The following is a 20,387-nucleotide window of genomic DNA, read 5'->3' on the forward strand; positions in this document are numbered from 1 at the left end:
ATCGTAGGACATCAGATTTCTTCGTACAGCGGCAGGGTCAGGAACTCGGCAAACGTATCCGAGGTCGACATCTGCTCGAAGATCTCGGCCGCGCGCGCATAGCTCGGATTGTCGCCGTTCGGCGCCACCGACTTCACCTTGGCCAGCTCTTCCGGAATCATCGCGCGCACCATCTCGGCCGTCACCTTGCGGCCATCCTCGAGCACACCCTTGGGGGTACGGATCCACTGCCACACCTGCGAGCGGCTGATCTCGGCCGTCGCGGCGTCTTCCATCAGGTTATGGATCGGCACGCAGCCGTTGCCGGCCAGCCAGGCGCCGAGGTAGTGGATGCCGACGTTGATGTTGTAGCGCAGGCCTTCTTCCGTGATCGGCGTTTCCGGCTTGAAGTCGAGCAGTTCAGCCGCCGTCACCTTGACGTCGGGACGCTGCTTCTCGATCTGGTTGGGCTTGTCGCCCAGCACCTTCACGAACTCGGTCATCGCCAGGTCCACCAGGCCCGGGTGGGCCACCCAGCCGCCGTCGTAGCCGTCGGTGGCGTCGCGCGCCTTGTCGCCCCGCACGCCGCCCATGGCGACCTCGTTCTTGGCCGGGTCGTTCTTGATCGGGATCAGTGCCGACATGCCGCCGATCGCCGGCGCCCCGCGCTTGTGGCAGGTCTTCAGGAGCAGCAGCGCATAGGCGCGCATGAAAGGCGCCGTCATGGTCACCTTGGCGCGGTCGGCCAGGCAGAAATCCTTGTCCAGCTTGAACTTCTTGATGCACGAGAAGATATAGTCCCAGCGGCCCGCATTCAAGCCGGCGCTGTGCTCGCGCAGCTCGTACAGGATCTCGTCCATCTCGAAGGCGGCCAGGATGGTCTCGATCAGCACCGTGGCCCGAATGGTGCCGCGCGGCAGGCCGAGCGCTTCCTGGGTCATGATGAAGATGTCGTTCCACAGCCGTGCTTCATGGTGCGATTCCATCTTCGGCAGGTAGAAGTACGGGCCGGCGCCACGCGCCAGCTGTTCCTTCGCGTTATGGATCATGAACAGGGCAAAGTCGAAGATGCCGCCCGAGACCCGCTTGCCGTCGACCAGCACATGCTTCTCGTCCAGGTGCCAGCCGCGCGGGCGCACCACCAGGGTGGCCACCTTGTCGTTCAGCCGGTAGGTCTTGCCGTTCTGCTCGAGCGAAATGGTGCGGCGCACGGCGTCGCGCATGTTCAGCTGGCCGGTGATCTGGTTGTCCCAGTTCGGCGTGTTCGAATCCTCGAAGTCGGTCATGTAGCTGTCCGCGCCGGAATTGAGCGCGTTGATGACCATCTTGCGCTCGACCGGGCCGGTGATCTCCACGCGGCGACATGCGAGGGCCTGCGGGATCGGCGCGATCTTCCAGTCGCCTTCGCGGATGTGCGCGGTTTCAGGCAGGAAGTCCGGACGTTCGCCCGCGTCGAGGCGGCGCGCGCGTTCGGCGCGCGCGGCCAGCAACTGCTGGCGGCGCGGCTCGAAGGCGCGCGACAGCTTCGCGACCAGCTCGAGGGCTTCAATCGTCAGGATCTGTTCGTAACCAGGCTTGATCTCGGCGGTGATCTGCATGCCGTCTGGGGTGGCGATCGTCATTGCTCAACTCCTGTAAGTGGGAAACGGGTGCGCGCCTGCACCCCATGCAGGGCGTCTTGGCGTTTGTCATAGCATCAAGTATATTCACTTACAGATAGCTAAACGATACATTTTCTCACTACATTTGTGCGTTTTTGTATCAAATCGGGAGGATGATGGACAAGTTCAGGCAGATCTCCACCTTCGTGGAAGTGGCCGCACGCGGCAGCCTGTCGGCGGCGGCGCGCGCCGAAGGTATCGCGCCGGCCATGATCGGCCGGCGCCTCGATGCGCTCGAAGCGCGCCTCGGCGTCAAGCTCCTGCAGCGCACCACGCGCCGCCTGGCGCTGACCGACGAGGGCGCGGCCTTCCTCGAGGACTGCCAGCGCATCCTCGTCGAACTCGAGGAGGCCGAATCCGCCGCCGCCGAACGCAGCGCCCGCGCCACCGGCCACTTGCTGGTGTCGGCGCCGGCCGGGTTCGGGCGCCAGCACGTGGCGACCCTGCTGCCCTCCTTCCTGGCCGAGCACCGCGAGCTGACCGTCAACCTCAACCTCACCGACCGCCTGGTGGACGTGGTCGGCGAAGGCGTCGACGTGGCGATCCGCATTGCCAGCCTGACCGACTCGAACCTGGTCGGCACCAAGCTGGCCGACAACCACCGCGTGGTGGTCGGCTCGCCGGCCTACCTGAAGCGCCATGGGCGCCCGCGGGTGCTGGCCGACTTGGCGAAACACAACTGCCTGGCGATCAGCAGCGAAGGCAGCCAGCGCGGCTGGACCTTCCTCGACAAGGGCAAGCCGGTCACCCTCAAGGTGGGCGGCAATATGGAGTGCAACGACGGCGCGGTGCTGCACGCCTGGGCCCTGGCGGGCAAGGGACTGGCCTGGCGTTCGATGTGGGAAGTGGGCGCGCAGATCGCCGCCGGCGAATTGTGCACCGTGCTGGACGAATTCGCCGCCCCCGGTAATGACATCTATGCTGTATTTGCACAGCGGCAGCACTTACCTTTACGCATACGTGCTTTCGTCGACTTCTTGCGTCGCAGCTATTCTCAGCCGGAGTATTGGCGGATCTGATCACCAATCATGCACTGCGGGAAAAGCGCCTGAGCTGAACAGGCAAAAAAAATCCCCGGCGATCCGGGGATTTTTGCTATCGCTGGAGAGCGATTACAGCGGCTGGATGTTCGCGGCCTGCTTGCCCTTCGGGCCAGTGGTCACGTCGAACGAAACGCGCTGGTTCTCTTGCAGCGATTTGAAGCCGTTGCTTTGGATCGCCGAGAAGTGAGCGAACAGATCTTCGCCGCCTTCGTCAGGGGTGATGAAGCCAAAACCCTTCGAATCATTGAACCATTTAACGATGCCAGTTGCCATTACAATTTCCTATTTCAGTTAAGTGGGCTTGCGCCCGTTTAAGATCGTTTGAAGAAGCAAGAAAGGAATGACAGACTAACTGCACTACTACCTACAACCCAACGATCCCGTATTATACCGAATAAAAACGGTGTGACACGCACTTCGCAAAATAAAAAGGCGAATTTGCGCATCATTTCCCACAAAGTTCTTGAATTCAACTTTTATGGACGCAGTTTGAATCGGCACTAGGGAAAATATAGGGCATCGAGTGGCTAAATGTTTGTGCGGCGTCAAACGATTCAGCGATGATTTATTGCGATATGGCATCACGAACATGCCACGCTGTGCATACAGCCGTCGCGGCCAGTGTCAGGCCAGGCCGCGCGGGTCACGCCGCGCCGCGTCCACGAACTGCAGCAACTCGCCCACCCAGGCGGCCCAGTCGCTGGCGGCGACGGCTTCGAAGGCGGTCAGCACGCGCAGGCGCTGCTCCAGCAGGCGCGCATGCTGGCCGAGGCCGCGGTAGCCCAAGGTGACGGCGGAGCCGGCCATGGTATGCAGCATGGCCTGCAGTTCGGCGGCGGTGCTTGCCGGTTGCGCGGGGTCGAGCCCGGCGCCCAGCAGCCCGATGCGATCGAGGGTCGCGGGCAGGCGGCTGGCAAAGCCGGCATTCGCCGTCGCCAGGCGCGAGAAGAACTGCTGGTCCGCCGCGTGCATGCCCGTTCTCCTCCCGGTGCGGTGCTTACTTGGTGCCGAAAATGCGGTCGCCGGCGTCACCCAGGCCCGGCACGATGTAGGCGTCCTCGTTCAGGTGCGAATCGAGCGAGGCGACGTAGACCTTCACGTCCGGGTGCGACTTCTGGAACACCTCGATGCCTTCCGGTGCAGCCACCAGGGCCAGGAACAGGATCTGCTCGCTCGGCACGCCGCGCTTCTTCAGCACGTCGACGGCATGGACTGCCGAATTGCCGGTGGCGATCATCGGGTCGCACAGGATGAAGGTACGCTCGTTGGTGTCCGGCAGGCGCACCAGGTACTCGACCGGCTCGTGGGTGTCCGGGTCGCGGAACACGCCGATGTGGCCGACGCGCGCCGAGGGCACCAGCTCCAGCAGGCCGTCGCTCATGCCGATGCCGGCGCGCAGGATCGGCACGATCGCCAGCTTCTTGCCGGCGATGACCGGCGCCTCGATCGTCACCAGCGGGGTCTGCACGGTGCGGGTGGTCAGCGGCAGGTCGCGCGTGATCTCGTAGCCCATCAAGAGCGTGAGCTCGCGCAGCAGTTCGCGGAAGGTGCGCGTGGACGTATCGTGCTCGCGCATGTGCGACAGCTTGTGCTGGATGAGCGGGTGGTTCAGGATGAAGAGATTGGGGAAGCGCGGATCTTGTTTCATGGTCGGTGTCGAACGTGTTGGTGTGAGGCTCTTGGACCGGCATTATCCCAGCCACGCGCCTGTTTGTCCCTTATTTCTGCACATTTCGACAAGAACTCGCACAGCGGTACGTTTTTCTCATCCCGTTTACTCCGTCGCCAGCGCCCGCGCCAGGATCGCGGCGCAGTCGCTGGATGCCGGCAGCCGCCCGAAGGCGCCGCCCGGTTCGCAAGCGATGCGCGAGGCCACGAAGGCATCCGCCACGTAGCCCGGCGCATGACGCAGCAGCAGCGCACCCTGCACCGCCAGCACCAGGCGCTCGGCCAGGCGCCGGGCGCCGGATTCGATCCCGGCCAGCGTCGGCAGCTCGTCGAGCAGCCGGGCGGCATGTGCATCGAAACGCGCGTCCAGCCCCCGTGCCGGTTCCAGCTCGGCGGCCAGCGCCGCGCGCGCCTCCGGCAGCGACTTGCCGAGCGCGCGCAGCACGTCGAGGCACATCACGTTGCCCGAGCCTTCCCAGATCGAGTTGACCGGCAGTTCACGGTAAATGCGCGCCAGGGGACCGTCCTCGACGTAGCCGTTGCCGCCCATGACCTCCATCGCCTCGGCCCCGAAGGCCGGGCCGCGCTTGCAGATCCAGTACTTGCCGGCCGGGGTCAGGATGCGCCCAAGCAGGGCTTGCGCCGGATCGTCGGCCTGGTCGAAACAGCGCGCCAGGCGCAGCGCAAAGGCGGTGGCGGCTTCGGATTCGAGCGCGAGGTCGGCCAGCACGTTCTGCATCAGGGGCTGCTCGCTGAGGACGCGCCCGAAGACGCTGCGCCCGCGCGCGTGGTGCAGCGCATGGCACAGCGCCGCGCGCATGATGCCGGCGCTGCCGAGCACGCAATCGAGCCGCGTATAGCCGCCCATCTCGAGGATGGTGGGGATGCCGCGCCCCGGCGCGCCGACCATCCACCCGACCGCGCCCTGGAATTCCACCTCCGAGGAAGCGTTCGAGCGGTTGCCCAGCTTGTCCTTCAGGCGCTGCACGCGGATCGGGTTGCGGCTGCCGTCCGGCAGGAAGCGCGGCACGAAGAAGCAGCTGAGGTGGTCCGGCATTCCGGCCGCGCTGCCGGCCTCATCGGTCTGCGCCAGGATCAGGTGGGCGTCGGACTGCGGCACCGAGAAGAACCATTTGTGGCCGACGATGCGCCAGGCGCCCTCGCCTTCGGCCCCGAAGCGCTCCGTTGCCTCGCCCGGCAGGATCGGCGCGGCACGTGTGGTGTTGGCGCGCACGTCGCTGCCGCCCTGTTTCTCGGTCATGCCCATGCCCACCAGCGCGCCGCGCTTGTGCGCGACCGGCAGCGAGCGCGGGTCGTAGTCGTTCGACAGGATCTTCGGCAGCCAGGTGGCCGCCAGGGCAGGCACGCGGCGCAGCGCCGGCACCGAGGCGAAGGTCATCGTGACCGGGCACTGGGCGCCGTTCTCCACCTGGCCGAACAGCAGGTACTGGGCGGCGCGCGCCACCTGGGCGCCTGGGCGCGGGTCGAGCCAGGGCGCGGAATGGGCGCCAGCCCCGATCAGCAGCGACATCAAGCGATGCCAGGCCGGATGGAACTCGATCTCGTCGATCCGGTTGCCCATGCGGTCATGGCTCACCAGGCGCGGACCATGGACATTGGCCAGGCGCGCCAGGTCGAGGATCTCGGCACGACCAAGCTCGGCGCCCAGGGCGTCCAGCGCCGCGCCGGCCCAGCCCGCTCCCTCGCGTTCGACCGCCTCCCGCAGGGCCGCGTCACAGCGAAACAGGTTGACATCCGCGAAGGGCGCGGCCTGGTTCAGCACCTCATGGGTATCGAAGGGACTGTCGAAGGGCTTCATTTTTCGCTCTTTCTTCCGTTATATGGAAAGGTCCACGACCAAGTGTTGCAGCTCAGCATCAACTCACAAACAATAACCATCGAGTAATTTGCTGCAGAGCAATAATCGGCGACAATAGCAGTACGTATAACTTGCTTCAACAGCAATAACGCTAACGCAAAGGTCTTGTGAAGGCAAGCCGCTGCGGCAGCGCAAGCACGAACAAAACCAGACCGGCACTTGTGATTTTTAATGCCTTTCAGAATCTTTCGATGCTACAGTCATACTGGGTTTGGTAGACTTGCATGATTTACACGTGGCCTGTCAGCGCGTGCGAGCAACAACAAGGCAGACATTCAAGAATGCACACCAGTTCCACCGCCGCAAAATTCGAGCCGCGCAAGCAGCCTGCGTCGCTGCTTGACAGCCTGCTCGAAGCGGCCGGCGACATCGTGCTGCGCGTGACCCTCGGCGGCCAGGTGCGCGCCGCCAGTCGCCGGGCGCTGACCCTGACCGGCGTGGAAACGGGCGGCCGGCCCCTGGTGTCGCTGGTCCATGACGTCGACCAGCAGGCGCTGAAGAATGCCCTCGCTCATGCCGCCGCCAGCGGCGATCCGGCGCTGGTCGAGGCGCGCTTTCGCTGCAACGAACGCGACATCTGGTTCGAACTGCGCATCGCATTGATCACCTCCGGCGACGATGCCCCGCTGCTCGTCGTCGGCCGCGACATGTCGGCCCAGCACGCCACCGAGGAACGCCTGCGCCACATGGCGACCCACGATTCGCTCACCGAGCTGCCGAACCGGGTGCTGCTGTCCGACCGTATCCGCATGGTGATCGCCAATGCGCGCCGCTCCGGCCAGGGCTTCGCGGTCGCCACCATCGGCCTGGACGGCTTCAAGAAGGTCAACGACGGCCTCGGGCACGCGGTCGGCGACGCGGTGCTGCGCATGGCCGCCGGACGCCTGCGCCGCACGCTGCGCGACAGCGACACCCTGGCGCGGGTCGGCGGCGACGAATTCGTCGCGGTGCTGCCGGGGTCGAGCAACGAGGCGCAGATCAAGCTGGTCACGGGACGCCTGATGGCCGCGCTGCAGTCGCCCTTCGAGATCGACGGCCACACCATCTACCTTGCCGGATCGATCGGCGTGTCGGTGTATCCGGAGCACGCCGAGGACGAAGTCCAGCTCGTAACCCTGGCCGACACCGCCATGTCGCGCGCCAAGGAGACCGGCAAGGCGCGCGCCGTCACCTACAGCCCGCGCGACCAGGGCCCGCCCGAGCACGACATCTCGCTCGAGGCCGCGATGTTCAACGCGGTGCGCGAGGGCGAGTTCCAGCTCTACTACCAGCCGATCGTCGACACCCGTAGCCGCACCATCGAAGGTTTCGAGACCCTGATGCGCTGGAAGCACCCGAGCCTGGGCATGGTGCCGCCTGGCCGCTTCATCCCGATCGCCGAGACCAACGGCCTGATCAACCTGCTCGGTGCCTGGGCGCTGAAGGCGGCCTGCATGCAGATCCGCCAGTTCGAGGAGGCGGCCGGCCGCGAGCTCTACATCTCGGTGAACATCAGCCCGCGCCAGTTCAGGAGCGACAAGTTCCTCACCGTGCTGGACGATGCGCTGGCCCTGTCCGGCACGCCGGGCAGCAAGCTGGTGCTCGAGATCACCGAAGGCACGCTGATGGTCGACCCGGTCCACGCGGAATCGGTGCTGGTCAAGATGGCCGAGCGCGGAGCCCGCATCGCCATCGACGACTTCGGCACCGGCTATTCGAGCCTGGCCTACCTGAAGCGCTTCCCGATCTCGGTGCTGAAGGTCGACCGCGCCTTCGTGAAGGACCTGCCGGGCGCCGAGAAGGACGCCGCGATCTGCAACGCGGTGCTCGACCTGGCCAAGCATCTCGACCTGTCGGTGGTGGCCGAAGGGGTCGAGACCGAAGCGCAGCTGGCCTGGCTGGACGGTCTGGGCTGCCAGTACGTGCAGGGCTACCTGACCGGCAAGCCGATGCCGGCCCACGTGGCCCTGACCGCGTTGAAAGAAAATCTTTACACCGAATTACTGCCGCACGACTTCCGGGCGATCCAACCATGACCCTTTTTTCCGACACCCCGCGCTCGCCCCGTGCCGAAGCCACCCTGTCCCTGCTGTGGGAACGCATCCGCAGGCAGGGCGACATGCCGGGCTTCACCAAGGCGATCAACGCCATCCTCGCCTCCATGCGCGGCGAGGACGAGCGCGAGTTCTCGATGACCCAGACGGTGCTGTCGGACCCGGTCCTGACCCAGAAGGTGCTGCGCCTGGCCAACAGCGGCATGTACTCGGCGTTCGGCCAGCGCATCAACACGGTGTCGAAAGCCGTGCTGGTGCTCGGCACCGAGGCCATCGGCCACCTGGCGCTGGGCCTGAAACTGATCGAGGAACTGGCCAAGTCGACGCCGGACACCGAGACCGCCCACATCGAGATGGAAAAGGCGGTGCTGGCCGGCATGGTGGCCCAGCAGGTGGCGGCCAGCGCGGTATCGCGCGACCCCGAGGAAGCGGTGGTGTGCTCGATCCTGCATTCGCTGGGCCGCATGATGGTCACCTTCTACATGCCGGAACGCTGGACCCAGCTGCGCGAGGCGGGCGGCGCCGGGCGCGAGGAGCTGGCGGCCGAATCCGTGCTCGGCCTGTCGCTGGAAGAGATCGGCCGCGCCACCGCCGAGCACTGGGGCCTGCCGCGCAACCTGGTCGCCGGCATGCGCCGCGTCGAACCGGGCGAGCGCGGCGCGGAGTTCGGGCATGACGACTGGCTGGCGGCGCTCGGCACCATGTCGACCCAGGCCGCCGAGGCACTGTGGCACGACGACGATGCGGCGGCGAGCCGCGTGGCGGCCCTGGCCGAGAGCTTCGCCCCGATGCTGGGCGTGGAAGCGACCGGGCTGCTGGGCGCGATCGACAAGGCGCGCACGACCGCCGCCTCGGACCTGAGCATCGCCCCGCTGGCCAAGCCGGCCGAGAAGCGCGCCAAGCTGGTGGCCGCGACCCGCAAGCGCATGGCTGGCAACAAGGTATTGATGAGCGGCGTGGCCGACATGCGCGACGCCGGCGTGGGCGCCACGCCGGGCCAGATGATGTCGATGGCCCTGGAGACCATCCACAAGGGCCTGTCCTTCACCCGCTCGTTCGCCTTCTTGCGCAACCGCCGCGAGGGCCGCTATTGCGCCCGCCTCGGCCTGGGCGAAGGCAGCAAGGCGCTGTTGTCGAACCTGGTGTTCGACGACGCCTACGAGCCGAACGTGTTCCATGCGGCGCTGGGAAGCGACCGCGTGATCTTCATCGAGAATGCCCAGGACCCCAAGTTCGCCGCCAAGCTGCCGGGCTGGTGGAAAGGCACGCTGAGCGAGGCGCGCTGCTTCGTCGTGATCCCGCTGTGCGCCCATGGGCAGCCGGCCGGCTTCATCTACGGAGAATGGGACGACAGCTTCCCGCAAGTGGTGCTGAGCCAGACCGAGTTCTCGCTGCTGAACGACCTGCGCGGGCTGGTGGTGCGCACGGTGGAGCGGCGCCACCAGGTCGAGGCGGTGGCGACGCGGGTGTAAGCGCCGCGCCGCGGGCGCCGGCGGCGCCCGTCACCAGCTTTTAGCCGAGTTTCGGCGTTCCTACTTTCACATCCCCGCACTGCGCCCGGTGCATCAGCGCATGGTCGATCAGCACCAGCGCCAGCATGGCCTCGGCGATCGGCGTCGCGCGGATCCCCACGCAAGGGTCGTGGCGGCCGAAGGTCTCGACCATGACCGGATTGCCGTCCTTGTCGATCGAGCGGCGCGGCGTACGGATCGACGAGGTCGGCTTGATCGCGATCGAGACCGTGATGTCCTGGCCGGTCGAGATGCCGCCCAGCACCCCGCCCGCATTGTTGCCCACAAAACCCTCGGGCGTGAGTTCGTCGCCATGCTCCGAGCCTTTTTGCGCCACCGAGGCGAAGCCGGCGCCGATCTCCACGCCCTTGACCGCGTTAATTCCCATCATCGCGTAGGCGATGTCGGCGTCGAGCTTGTCGTAGATCGGCTGGCCCCAGCCGACCGGCACACCGCGCGCCACCACGTCGATGCGCGCGCCGATCGAGTCGCCGGCGCGGCGCAGCTCGTCCATCGCCGCTTCCATGCGCGCCAGGAGCTCGGCGTCCGCGGTCGCGGCGAAGAAGGGGTTCGCATGCACGTGGTCAAAGGACTGGAACGGCACCGCAATGTCGCCGAGCTGGGTCATGCAGCCGAAGAATTCGGTGCCGTGCCGCTCGCGCAGCCATTTCCTGGCCACCGCGCCGGCGCCGACGATCGGGGCCGTGAGGCGCGCCGAGGAGCGGCCGCCGCCGCGCGGGTCGCGCACGCCGTACTTGTGCCAGTAGGTGTAATCGGCATGGCCAGGACGGAAAGTCTCGGTGATATTGCCGTAGTCCTTGCTGCGCTGGTCTTCGTTGGGAATCAGGAGGGCGATCGGGGTGCCGGTCGTCACGCCCTGGTACACGCCCGACAGGATCTGCACCCGGTCGGCTTCCTGGCGCTGGGTCACGTGGCGCGAGGTGCCGGGCTTGCGGCGGTCGAGCTCGGGCTGGATGTCGGCTTCGGAAAGCGCCATGCCGGGCGGGCAGCCGTCGATGACGCAGCCGATGGCCGGGCCGTGCGACTCGCCAAAAGTGGTTACGGAGAACAGCTTGCCGAAGGAGTTGCCGGACATGGTGGGTCTGTTTTCAAAATGGTGGGTTTGTCATTCTACCAGCATGGCGGCGGCAAGTCAGAAGCCCCCTCGGACCCGATTTGTGTCGCCGTCCTCTTCCATTAGTGCGAAGTTAGTTGCCATATGGATACATATTGATTGACTACGCCCCTCCCAAGGCTTCCATATTGGCAATTGCATATATACTGGGCAGATCAAAAAGACCAGCCAACTGGAGATGTAGCATGTCTGCCCCTATGCCGCCCATGGGCACCTTGACGCAAACGTGCGGCGACCGCGACGACCTGGTTTTCGCCGACGAGGCCGGCCCGGCCCTGCCAGCGTCCGCGGGCGCCGCATGGCGCATCCTGGTCGTGGACGACGACGCCGACGTGCATTCGACCACCACCTTCGCCTTGAAGAACGTCGAGATGCAGGGCCGCCCGCTCGAGTTCCTGCACGCGTATTCGGCGCGCGAGGCGCGCGCCATCCTCGAACGGCAGCCCGACATCGCCGTCGTCCTGCTCGACGTGGTGATGGAGCGTCCCGACGCCGGCCTGCAGCTGGTGCGCCAGATCCGCGAGGAGCTCGGCATGATCGAAGTGCGCATCATCCTGCGCACCGGCCAGCCGGGCTATGCGCCCGAGATCGAGGCCATCCGCGGCTACGACATCAACGATTACCGCACCAAATCCGAACTCACCCGCACCAAGCTGTACACGGCGGTGGCCGCCGCGGTGCGCTCCTACCAGCAGCTGCGCGCGCTCGACGCCAGCCGCGCGGGCCTGGAACGGATCGTCTCGGCCGGCGCGTCCCTGATGTCCCTGCACGGCGTGCTTGACGTGGCCCAGAGCGTGCTGCGCCAGGCCGCCGGACTGCTCGGCCAGGCGCCCGACGGCGTGCTGTGCGTGCGCGAGAGCGGCCAGGGCCGTCCCGACATCCTGCACGTAGTGGCCGCGGCCGGCGATCATGCGCGGCTCGAGGGCCGCGAACTGAGCCCGCAGCGCTACCCAGTACTTGCCGAGGTGGCCGGCCGCACCCTGGGCGCGCGCAGCGGCCTTGAGGAGCACGGCTGGCTGTCCCTGCATTTCCCCGGCAAGGCCGGCCGCGATTTCGCCGCCTGCATTCCCTTCGAACGCCAGGTCGGCGACCTGGAGCGCCGCCTGCTCGAGGTGTTCGCGAGCGTGGTGGCCGTCGGCCTGGATAACGTCGAACTGGTCACGCACCTGAACCAGGCCGCGTTCCGCGACCAGCTCACCGGCCTGCCGAACCGCACCCGCCTGGTCGAACTGATCGACGCGCTGCTGGCCGGGCCCGAGCGGGGCACCGCGACGCTCGCCCTTGTCGACCTCGACCACTTCGCCGAGACCAACGACGCGCTGGGCCACCATTTCGGCGACCTGCTGCTGGTGGCGGTCGGCAAGCGCCTGAAGTCCCGGCTCGACCCGCGCCTGGAGATCGCCCGGATCGGCGGCGACATCTTCTGCGTGCTGGGCGACGCCGGCGCGGTGCAGCCGGGTGCGATCCAGGCGCTGTTTCGCGTACCCTTCCACATCGACGGCCAGGACGTGCAGGTCTCCGCCACGCTCGGCCTGGTGCGGCTCTCCGAGCACGACGGCAGCGGCGCCGATGCGCTGAAGGATGCCGACATCGCGCTCAAGCGCGCCAAGTCGCAGCAGCGCGCCGGACACTTCTACTTTTCGCGCAGCATGGGCGTGGAGATCCGCGAACGCGTGCGCATGATGCACGCGCTGCGCAGCGGCTTCCAGCGCGGCGAACTGTTCCTGGCTTACCAGCCGCAGGTCGACCTGGGCAGCAACCGCCCCTTCGGCGCCGAGGCGCTGCTGCGCTGGCGCACCGAGGACGGGCGCCTGGTGGGGCCGGACCGCTTCATCCCGATCGCCGAGTACTCGGGCCTGATCGTCGACATCGGCGAATGGGTGCTGCGCCAGGCCCTGCTCGAGCTGGTGCGCCTGCGCGCCAGCGGGCACCTGGACTTCACGATGTCGGTGAACGTCTCGCAGGTGCAGTTCCGCCACCCGCAATTCGTGGACATGCTGCGCCGCGCGCTGGATGTGACGGGGGCGCCGCCCGAGTTCGTGGAACTGGAGATCACTGAATCGATGGCGATGGAAGAGCCGGCGCTGCTCGTCGAAAAGCTGGCGCAGGTCAAGCGCACCGGCGTATCGATCGCGATCGACGATTTCGGCACCGGCTTTTCCTCGCTGTCGCACCTGCAGCGCCTGCAGGTCGACCGCCTGAAGATCGACCGGACCTTTGTTACCGAGATCACGGGCTCGGCGCGCGGCAGCAGCATTGCGGAAATGGTGATCCAGCTGGGCCGCAACCTGGGCCTGTCGGTCATCGCGGAAGGGGTCGAGGACGAGCGCCAGGCGCACATCCTGCGCACGCTGGGCTGCCCGCTGGCACAGGGTTTCCTGTACTCGCGGCCGCTGTCGCCGGAAGCGCTGCAGGAGTGGCTGGCGAAGCAGGCCTTGACCGCGGCGGCTTGATATCCGAATGATTTGGCCGGCAATGCCGGCCAAACCCGGAAATCAATCCTCGGTTGCCTGCTCGGCCGGCCAGTCGCGGATATAGGCCTTGAGCATGCGGTTCTCGAAGCTCTGCGCTTCCAGCACCGCCTTGGCCACGTCGTAGAACGAGATCACGCCCAGCAGGGTGCGGGCGTTCATCACCGGCAGGTAGCGCGCGTGCTTTTCCAGCATGATGCGGCGCACTTCATTGACTTCGGTATCCGGCGTGACGGTGATCGGGCTGTCGTCCATCACCTTGCGCACGGTGCCGTTGCCGAGCGCCCCGCCCTGCGCATGCAGTTCCTTGATTACTTCGCGGAAGGTCAGCATACCGACCAGGTCGCCATATTCCATGACGACCAGCGACCCGATGTCCTTTTCCGCCATCGTCGCAGCCGCCTGCACCAGCGGCATGTCCGGAGTGACGGTGTAGAGGATTTCGCCTTTGACCTGCAGGATCTCGGAGACTTTCATGGTAGCCACCCCGTCCGGTTGGTTTGTAATTGCAGCAATATTTGTATAACTCATAACTTGACTGTAGCCGATGCCCGCCAAAAAATCCAGCGCTGCACCAATTTAGGGAAGAGCAATGTTGCGCAAGCGTAAATCAATGCTAGGATGCCCGCCATCTCCTTACCTGGAAGAGTTAGAACGATGAGCGGTCCCCAGTATCCCGGCTTCGATACGCTGGCCCTGCATGCCGGCAGTGCGCCGGACCCGGCCACCGGCGCGCGCGCCACGCCGATCCATTTCACTTCCTCGTTCGCGTTCCGCGATTCGGAGCATGCGGCGTCCCTGTTCAACATGGAGCGCGCCGGCCACGTCTACTCGCGCATCTCGAACCCGACCAATGCGGTGCTGGAAGAGCGCATCGCCGCTCTCGAAGGCGGCGTGGCCGGCATCGCCACCGCCAGCGGCCAGGCCGCGATGCACCTCGGCCTGGCGACCATCGCGGGCGCCGGCGCGCACGTCGTGGCCTCGAGCGCCCTGTACGGCGGCTCGCACAACCTGCTGCACTACACGCTGCGCCGCTTCGGCATCGACACCACCTTCGTGGATCCGCGCAACCTCGACGCCTGGCGCGCCGCGATCCGCCCGAACACCAAGCTGCTGTTCGGCGAGACCCTCGGCAACCCGGGCCTGGACGTGCTCGACATCCCGGCAGTGGCCGGCATCGCGCACGAGCACGACCTGCCCCTGATGGTGGACGCGACCTTCACCACGCCCTATCTGCAGCGTCCGTTCGAGCTGGGCGCCGACCTGCTGTTCCATTCCGCCACCAAGTTCCTGTGCGGCCACGGCACCGCCATCGGCGGCCTGCTGGTCGACGGCGGAACCTTCGACTGGGACGCCGCCCACGCGCGCAGCGGGCGCTTCCCGGAGCTGTGCGAGCCCTACGAGGGCTTCCACGGCATGGTGTTCGCGGAGGAATCGACGGTCGCGCCCTTCGCCCTGCGCGCGCGGCGCGAAGGCCTGCGCGACTTCGGCGCGGCCATGAGCCCGCACAACGCCTTCGCCATCCTGCAAGGCATCGAGACCCTGGGCCTGCGCATGGACCGCCACGTGGCCAACACGCGCCGTGTCGTGGAATTCCTGCTGGCGCATCCGGCGGTCGAATCGGTGTCCTACCCGGAACTGGAATCGCACCCCGATCACGCGCTTGCCGCACGCCTGCTGCCGAAAGGCTGCGGCGCCGTATTCACCTTCACCTTGAAGGGCGACCGTGCGGCCGGGCGCCGCTTTGCCGACGGCCTGCAGCTGTTCTCGCACCTGGCCAACGTGGGCGACGCGAAATCCCTGGTCATCCACCCGGCCTCGACCACCCACTTGCGCGTGCCCGCCGACCAGCTGGCGGCGGCCGGCATCACGGAAGGAAGCATGCGCCTGTCGGTCGGCCTGGAAGACCCGGACGACCTGATCGACGACCTGAAGCGGGCCCTGAAACTGGCCCAGAAGGGATCCTGATGCGACTCGAGATCAACGGCGCCGGCGCCTATGCCTACACCGGCGGCAAAGCCTTCGACCCTGCCCTGCCGGCCATCTTGCTGATCCACGGCGCCCAGAACGACCATTCGGTCTGGGCGCTGCAGAGCCGCTACCTGGCGCACCACGGTTACGCGGTGCTGGCGGTCGACCTGCCGGGCCACGGCCGCAGCGGCGGCCCGGCCTTGAGCAGCGTGGAAGCGATGGCGGACTGGATCCTGGCCGTCCTGGCAGCAGCCGGGGTCGAGCGTGCGCTGCTGGCCGGGCACAGCATGGGCTCGCTGATCGCGCTGGAAGCCAGCCTGCGCGCACCAGGCACGGTGGCCGGCCTGGCCCTGCTCGGCACCACTTACCCGATGAAGGTGGCCGACGCCCTGCTCGAGACCGCCCGCCTTGATGAAGGCTCGGCCATCGACATGGTCAACATCTGGTCGCACTCGTCGATCGCGCACAAGCCTTCCTGCCCGGGTCCGGGCTTCTCGGTGATGGGCGGCGCGCGCCGCCTGATGCAGCGGATGTCGGCGCGCAATCCGGAACATCTGTTCTACACCGACTTCGCCGCATGCAACAGCTACGCGAACGGCGAGGCCGCCGCCGTCGCAGTGCGCTGCCCTACCCTGTTCGTATTCGGCAAAAAGGATGTGATGACGCCGCCCCGTTCGACGAAACTGCTGACCGGCGCGATCAAGCATGGCAAAATCGTCAACGTGGACGCCGGCCACCAGATGATGGCCGAGGCGCCCGACGCGGTGCTCGATGCATTGGCAGGCTTCGCCGCGTCGATCCCGTTCCAACGGATCCAGGAGACCACATGACGGCCCGTTTCGCCAGCTTCGCGGAGTTCTATCCCTACTACCTGACCCAGCATGCCGACCGGCGCTGCCGCCGCGCCCACTTCATCGGCACCTCGTCGGCGATCGCCGCGATCGCCCAGTACATCGACAGCCTGAACGCCTGGTGGCTGCTGTTCGCGGTGGTCAGCGGCTATGGCGGGGCCTGGATCGGCCACTTCTTCTACGAGAAGAACCGGCCGGCTTCGTTCTCCCAGCCCTGGTTTTCCTTCCGCGCCGATTGGGTGATGTACTGGCAGATGCTGACAGGCAAGCTCAGCTGGTAGTGTCATCGGCGGCATGACCGGTGCCGCGCAGGCAGGCCTCAGGCAGCGGCCCCGAAGTGCTCGGCCAGGCTCTGTTCCAGTCCATCCTCCACGGCTGCCTCGACCTGGCGCGCCAGGGCCGCGGTGTCGAGCGCCAGCGGCGTGGCAGGCGGCGCTCCATCGGCAGTGCCGACGTCGAACACGAACAGGCGGTAGACGTCGGCCAGCCGGATCTTGCCCGGATCGGCCAGCAGCACCCAGTTCTCGACGTTTTCGCGGGCGCCGCGTCCCCAGCGCACACCGGCCGGAAGCTCGTCCTGCACCCGCCCGACCCAGCCCGCCGCCACCATCTTCTCGAGCAGCATCGACATCTCGTCGTAGCCGATGCGCGTGTGCGCCCGGATCGCCGCATTCGCGACCAGGGTGGTGCCGGTCAGCCGCGCGCTGCCGCATAGCACCTTGAGCACGGCCATCGCGTCCACAAAAGCGCTGCCCGGCGTCGGCTGGTGCTTCCAGCGCTCGTACTTGACCACCGGCAGCGCGGCGGCCAGCACGGCGCCGACCAGGGTGATCAGCCAGGACAGGTACATCCAGACCAGGAACAGCGGCAGCGCCGCCAGGGCGCCATAGATGATGGCGTATGTCGGGAACTGGCGGATGAACAGGGCGAAGCCGCGCTTGGCGAGCTCGAAGGCGATTGCCGCGGCCAGCCCGCCCCACAGGGCGTCGCGCCAGTGCACGCGGCGGTTCGGCACCGCCATGTAAAGCAGCATGTAGGCCCCGGCGCTCAGGGCCACCGACACCACGGTGTAGAACAGCGTGCCGAGGAAAGGCAAGGACTTCACCAGTCCGCCGGTGGCAGTGAACAGCTGGGAGGTGGCGGTGAGCGACAAGCCGATCAGGATCGGGCCGAGCGTGATGATGGCCCAGTAGACCGGCACCCGCTGCGACCATGGCCGCGGCCGGCGCACGCCCCAGATCTGGTTGAAGGCGCGCTCGATCATCCCCATCATCGCGGTCGTGGTCACCAGCAGCAGCACGGCGCCCAGCAGGGACAGGCCCTTGGCCTGGTTGGCGAACTGGGTCAGGTTGGCGCTGATGGTATTCGCGATGGCCCTGGGCATCAGGGTCTGCACGAACCAGGTATCGAGCGCCGCGCGCAACTGATCGAAGACCGGGAAGGTGGTCAGGATCGCCAGCACGATGGTGAGCAGGGGCACCAGCGCCAGGGTGGTGGTGAAGGTCAGGCTCCCCGCCACTTGCGGCAATTTCTCTTCGCGCAGGCGGCGCCGGGCGAAGCGCAACAGGTCGCCGGTTTCGCCCAGCGTCAGGCCGCGCGCGCGGTCGCTGCCGATGGCCAGCAGGTCGCCCGTGCTGCGCGACAGGGAGTGGACGGTCTTGGAAAGCATTCGGTGGTTCGATTCGGCCCGCATAGGGCATGTCAATTGAGCAAAGCGCCCTATAATACCAACGATGAAGCCGACCCTGACCCCTAACCTGACCATTCTCGTGTTGTACTACTCGCGCCATGGCGCCACCCGCAAGCTGGCCGAACTGGTCGCCCAGGGCATCGAGAGCGTGCCCGGGGCCGAGGCGCGCCTGCGCACCGTGCCGGCCGTGTCCACCGTGGCCGAGGCCACCGCGCCCGATATCCCGGGCGAAGGCGCGCCCTACGTCGAGCTGGACGACCTGCGCGAATGCGCCGGCCTCGCGCTCGGCTCGCCGACCCGCTTCGGCAACATGGCGTCCGCGGTCAAGTATTTCCTCGACGGCACCGCCGCCGACTGGGTCAACGGCACGCTGTCCGGCAAGCCGGCGGTCGTCTTCACGTCCACCGGCAGCCTGCACGGCGGCCAGGAATCGACCCTGCTGTCGATGATGCTCCCGTTGTTACACCACGGCATGCTCGTGATGGGACTGCCCTACTCGCATCCTGAACTCATGAATACCGCCAGCGGCGGCAGCCCCTACGGCGCCTCGCACTGGGCCGGCGCCGACGGCAAGCGCGCCCTGACCGAGGACGAGCGCGTGCTCGCCATCGCGCTCGGCAAACGTCTGGCCCTTGCCGCGATCAAACTCGATGGAATGCAATGATGGATACCGCAAAAGTCTTTCATGCCGGCGCAATCGCGAGCCTGATCTGGCTGATCGGCTGGCTCGTCGCCTGGGAAGTGTTCGTCGCACCGCTGCACCCGGGCGGCTCGCTGCTTGCGCTCAAGGCGCTGCCCCTGCTGCTGCCCTTGCGCGGCGTGATCAAGCGCGACCTCTACACCCTGCAATGGTCGTCGATGGTGATCCTCATCTATTTCGCCGAAGGCGTGGTGCGCGCCTGGGCCGACACTTCCGAAGCCTCGCGCGGCATGGCGGTCGGCGAGATCGTACTGGTGGTCGTCTACTATGCCTGCGCGCTGCTGTTCCTGCATCCATACAAAAGGGAAGCCAAGCGCCTGGCCAAGGAACTGCTCGACAAGGTCAAAGTCCCGCATGACTGAAGCACAGCCGGCCGGCGCCGCGCTGGCCACCTTCGTCGCCGGCCTCGGCGCCATCGTCGGCGAGGCGCACCTGGTCCTCGATCCCGCCGCGATGACGCCCTACCTGGAAGACTGGCGCGGCCGCTTCACCGGGCGCGCGCTGGCCGTGGTCTTGCCGTTTGACACCCGCGAGGTGGCGCAGGTGGTCGCCGCCTGCGCCGCGGCGCGCGTGCCCGTCGTGCCCCAGGGCGGCCGCACCGGCCTGGTGCTCGGCAGCGTACCGGATGCCAGCGGCAGCGCCGTCGTGCTGTCGCTGCGGCGCCTGAACCGGATCCGTGCCATCGACGCGGCCAACCGCACCATGACGGTCGAAGCCGGCTGCATCCTGTACGACGTCCAGCAGGCCGCGCTCGAGGCCGGCATGCTGTTTCCCCTGTCGCTGGCCAGCGAAGGCAGCTGCACCATCGGCGGCAACCTGGCCACCAATGCCGGCGGCACCGCGGTGCTGCGCTACGGGAATACCCGCGAGCTGTGCCTGGGCCTGGAAGTGGTCACCGCCCAGGGCCAGGTGTGGGACGGCTTGCGCGGCCTGCGCAAGGACAATACCGGCTATGCGCTGCGCGATCTGTTCATCGGCGCCGAAGGCACGCTCGGCGTCATCACCGCGGCCGTGCTCAAGCTGTACCCGCAACCGAAGGCGGCCCTGACGGCACTGGTTGCGCTCGACTCGCCACAGAGCGCGCTCGCGCTGCTGTCCCTGATGCAGGAACGCTGCGGCGCCGCGCTCACCGGCTACGAACTCATGTCCGACCTGTGCCTGCGCCTGGTCCATACCCATTTCCCCGAGCTGCCGCGGCCCTTCGCCGACCACTATCCGCAGTATGCGCTGGTCGAACTGTCGAGCAACGAATCCGAAGACCACGCCGCCGGCCTGGTCGAGTCCGCGGTCGGCGCGGCGTTGGAGGCCGGCATCGCGCTGGACGCCGTGCTGGCCAGTTCGGTCAGCCAGTCGATCGGCCTGTGGAAGCTGCGCGAGCACATTTCGATGGCGCAAGCGGCCGCCGGCAAGAACATCAAGCACGACATCTCGCTGCCGGTGTCGCGCATTCCGGAGTTTATCGCGCAGACCGATGGCGCCTTGCAGGCCGCCTTCCCCGGCTGCCAGGTCGTCTGCTTCGGACACTTGGGTGATGGCAACCTGCACTACAACATCGCGCCGCCGGCCGGCATCGGCCACGACAGTTTCCTGGCGCACCAGGAGCTGGTGAACCGCATCGTCCACGACAGCGTCGCCCGCTTCCATGGCTCGATCTCGGCCGAGCACGGGATCGGCGCCCTCAAGCGCGAGCAACTGGCGCGCTACAAGGAACCGGTCGAACTGGACATGATGCGTGCCGTCAAAGCCGCACTGGACCCGCTCGGCATTATGAACCCTGGCAAAATTCTATGACCGG

The 20,387-nt window shown here is 66.8% G+C and carries 18 protein-coding genes; 10 read left to right on the forward strand and 8 right to left on the reverse strand.

Annotated features, from left to right (window positions below):
- Positions 1 to 11 precede the first annotated feature (11 nt).
- A complete protein-coding gene (gene aceB / locus YWC_RS0123240) occupies positions 12 to 1,601 on the reverse strand; it encodes a malate synthase A (protein WP_027867531.1) in 1,590 nt (529 codons plus the stop codon).
- Positions 1,602 to 1,756: 155 nt separating this feature from the next.
- Here aceB and YWC_RS0123245 point away from each other — a divergent pair, with 155 nt between their 5' ends.
- Positions 1,757 to 2,659: a LysR family transcriptional regulator gene (locus YWC_RS0123245; protein WP_027867532.1), complete on the forward strand. Its 903-nt coding sequence runs from the start codon at positions 1,757 to 1,759 to the stop codon at positions 2,657 to 2,659.
- 93 nt (positions 2,660 to 2,752) lie between these two features.
- On the opposite strand, the gene YWC_RS0123250 is transcribed toward YWC_RS0123245, so the two are convergent.
- The 4 genes from YWC_RS0123250 to YWC_RS0123265 all read right to left on the reverse strand — a co-directional run bounded on the left by YWC_RS0123250 (position 2,753) and on the right by YWC_RS0123265 (position 6,170).
- Positions 2,753 to 2,956 carry a cold-shock protein gene (locus tag YWC_RS0123250; protein ID WP_027867533.1) on the reverse strand — a complete coding sequence of 68 codons (204 nt, stop codon included), beginning with the start codon at positions 2,954 to 2,956 and terminating at the stop codon, positions 2,753 to 2,755.
- Between the two features lie 351 nt (positions 2,957 to 3,307).
- On the reverse strand, positions 3,308 to 3,655 hold the full coding sequence (locus YWC_RS0123255; RefSeq protein ID WP_027867534.1) for an Hpt domain-containing protein: 348 nt from the start codon (positions 3,653 to 3,655) through the stop codon (positions 3,308 to 3,310).
- 25 nt (positions 3,656 to 3,680) lie between these two features.
- Positions 3,681 to 4,331: a uracil phosphoribosyltransferase gene (gene upp / locus YWC_RS0123260; RefSeq protein ID WP_027867535.1), complete on the reverse strand. Its 651-nt coding sequence runs from the start codon at positions 4,329 to 4,331 to the stop codon at positions 3,681 to 3,683.
- 126 nt (positions 4,332 to 4,457) lie between these two features.
- A complete protein-coding gene (locus YWC_RS0123265; protein WP_027867536.1) occupies positions 4,458 to 6,170 on the reverse strand; it encodes an isovaleryl-CoA dehydrogenase in 1,713 nt (570 codons plus the stop codon).
- 341 nt (positions 6,171 to 6,511) lie between these two features.
- Here YWC_RS0123265 and YWC_RS0123270 point away from each other — a divergent pair, with 341 nt between their 5' ends.
- A complete protein-coding gene (locus YWC_RS0123270; RefSeq protein ID WP_027867537.1) occupies positions 6,512 to 8,245 on the forward strand; it encodes a putative bifunctional diguanylate cyclase/phosphodiesterase in 1,734 nt (577 codons plus the stop codon).
- On the forward strand, positions 8,242 to 9,735 hold the full coding sequence (locus YWC_RS0123275) for an HDOD domain-containing protein (protein ID WP_027867538.1): 1,494 nt from the start codon (positions 8,242 to 8,244) through the stop codon (positions 9,733 to 9,735). Before YWC_RS0123270 ends, YWC_RS0123275 begins: the two co-directional genes overlap by 4 nt.
- A 40-nt stretch (positions 9,736 to 9,775) precedes the next feature.
- On the opposite strand, the gene aroC is transcribed toward YWC_RS0123275, so the two are convergent.
- Positions 9,776 to 10,870 carry a chorismate synthase gene (gene aroC / locus YWC_RS0123280; protein ID WP_027867539.1) on the reverse strand — a complete coding sequence of 365 codons (1,095 nt, stop codon included), beginning with the start codon at positions 10,868 to 10,870 and terminating at the stop codon, positions 9,776 to 9,778.
- 224 nt (positions 10,871 to 11,094) lie between these two features.
- On the opposite strand from aroC, the gene YWC_RS0123285 reads away from it, so the two are divergent.
- Positions 11,095 to 13,362, forward strand: coding sequence for a GGDEF/EAL domain-containing response regulator (locus tag YWC_RS0123285; protein ID WP_027867540.1), 2,268 nt, complete (start codon positions 11,095 to 11,097; stop codon positions 13,360 to 13,362).
- 42 nt (positions 13,363 to 13,404) lie between these two features.
- Here YWC_RS0123285 and YWC_RS0123290 read toward each other — a convergent pair whose 3' ends face one another.
- Positions 13,405 to 13,857 carry a CBS domain-containing protein gene (locus YWC_RS0123290; protein ID WP_027867541.1) on the reverse strand — a complete coding sequence of 151 codons (453 nt, stop codon included), beginning with the start codon at positions 13,855 to 13,857 and terminating at the stop codon, positions 13,405 to 13,407.
- Positions 13,858 to 14,037: 180 nt separating this feature from the next.
- Between YWC_RS0123290 and YWC_RS0123295 the strand changes: the two genes are divergently transcribed.
- Genes YWC_RS0123295 through YWC_RS0123305 form a run of 3 tightly spaced genes read left to right on the forward strand, consistent with a single transcriptional unit; the run spans position 14,038 to position 16,483 of the window.
- Positions 14,038 to 15,348 carry an O-acetylhomoserine aminocarboxypropyltransferase gene (locus tag YWC_RS0123295; protein WP_027867542.1) on the forward strand — a complete coding sequence of 437 codons (1,311 nt, stop codon included), beginning with the start codon at positions 14,038 to 14,040 and terminating at the stop codon, positions 15,346 to 15,348.
- Positions 15,348 to 16,181 carry an alpha/beta fold hydrolase gene (locus YWC_RS0123300; protein WP_027867543.1) on the forward strand — a complete coding sequence of 278 codons (834 nt, stop codon included), beginning with the start codon at positions 15,348 to 15,350 and terminating at the stop codon, positions 16,179 to 16,181. Before YWC_RS0123295 ends, YWC_RS0123300 begins: the two co-directional genes overlap by 1 nt.
- On the forward strand, positions 16,178 to 16,483 hold the full coding sequence (locus tag YWC_RS0123305) for an Mpo1-like protein (RefSeq protein ID WP_027867544.1): 306 nt from the start codon (positions 16,178 to 16,180) through the stop codon (positions 16,481 to 16,483). Before YWC_RS0123300 ends, YWC_RS0123305 begins: the two co-directional genes overlap by 4 nt.
- 38 nt (positions 16,484 to 16,521) lie before the next feature.
- On the opposite strand, the gene YWC_RS0123310 is transcribed toward YWC_RS0123305, so the two are convergent.
- Positions 16,522 to 17,871 carry a YihY family inner membrane protein gene (locus YWC_RS0123310; protein ID WP_084416553.1) on the reverse strand — a complete coding sequence of 450 codons (1,350 nt, stop codon included), beginning with the start codon at positions 17,869 to 17,871 and terminating at the stop codon, positions 16,522 to 16,524.
- A 64-nt stretch (positions 17,872 to 17,935) separates the two neighbouring features.
- Between YWC_RS0123310 and wrbA the strand changes: the two genes are divergently transcribed.
- From wrbA to YWC_RS0123325, 3 genes are read left to right on the forward strand one after another with little or no spacing between them, the layout of a single operon-like run.
- On the forward strand, positions 17,936 to 18,556 hold the full coding sequence (gene wrbA, locus YWC_RS0123315; RefSeq protein WP_027867546.1) for an NAD(P)H:quinone oxidoreductase: 621 nt from the start codon (positions 17,936 to 17,938) through the stop codon (positions 18,554 to 18,556).
- On the forward strand, positions 18,553 to 18,954 hold the full coding sequence (locus tag YWC_RS0123320) for a DUF2069 domain-containing protein (protein WP_027867547.1): 402 nt from the start codon (positions 18,553 to 18,555) through the stop codon (positions 18,952 to 18,954). The genes wrbA and YWC_RS0123320 overlap by 4 nt, the downstream gene beginning before the upstream one ends.
- Positions 18,947 to 20,383 (forward strand): FAD-binding oxidoreductase, encoded by a 1,437-nt coding sequence (locus tag YWC_RS0123325; protein ID WP_051306692.1) that lies wholly within the window; start codon positions 18,947 to 18,949, stop codon positions 20,381 to 20,383. Before YWC_RS0123320 ends, YWC_RS0123325 begins: the two co-directional genes overlap by 8 nt.
- The last annotated feature ends 4 nt before the right edge of the window (positions 20,384 to 20,387 follow it).

Source organism: Massilia alkalitolerans DSM 17462 (genome assembly GCF_000427785.1).
GTDB classification, from domain to species: Bacteria; Pseudomonadota; Gammaproteobacteria; order Burkholderiales; family Burkholderiaceae_D; genus Telluria; species Telluria alkalitolerans.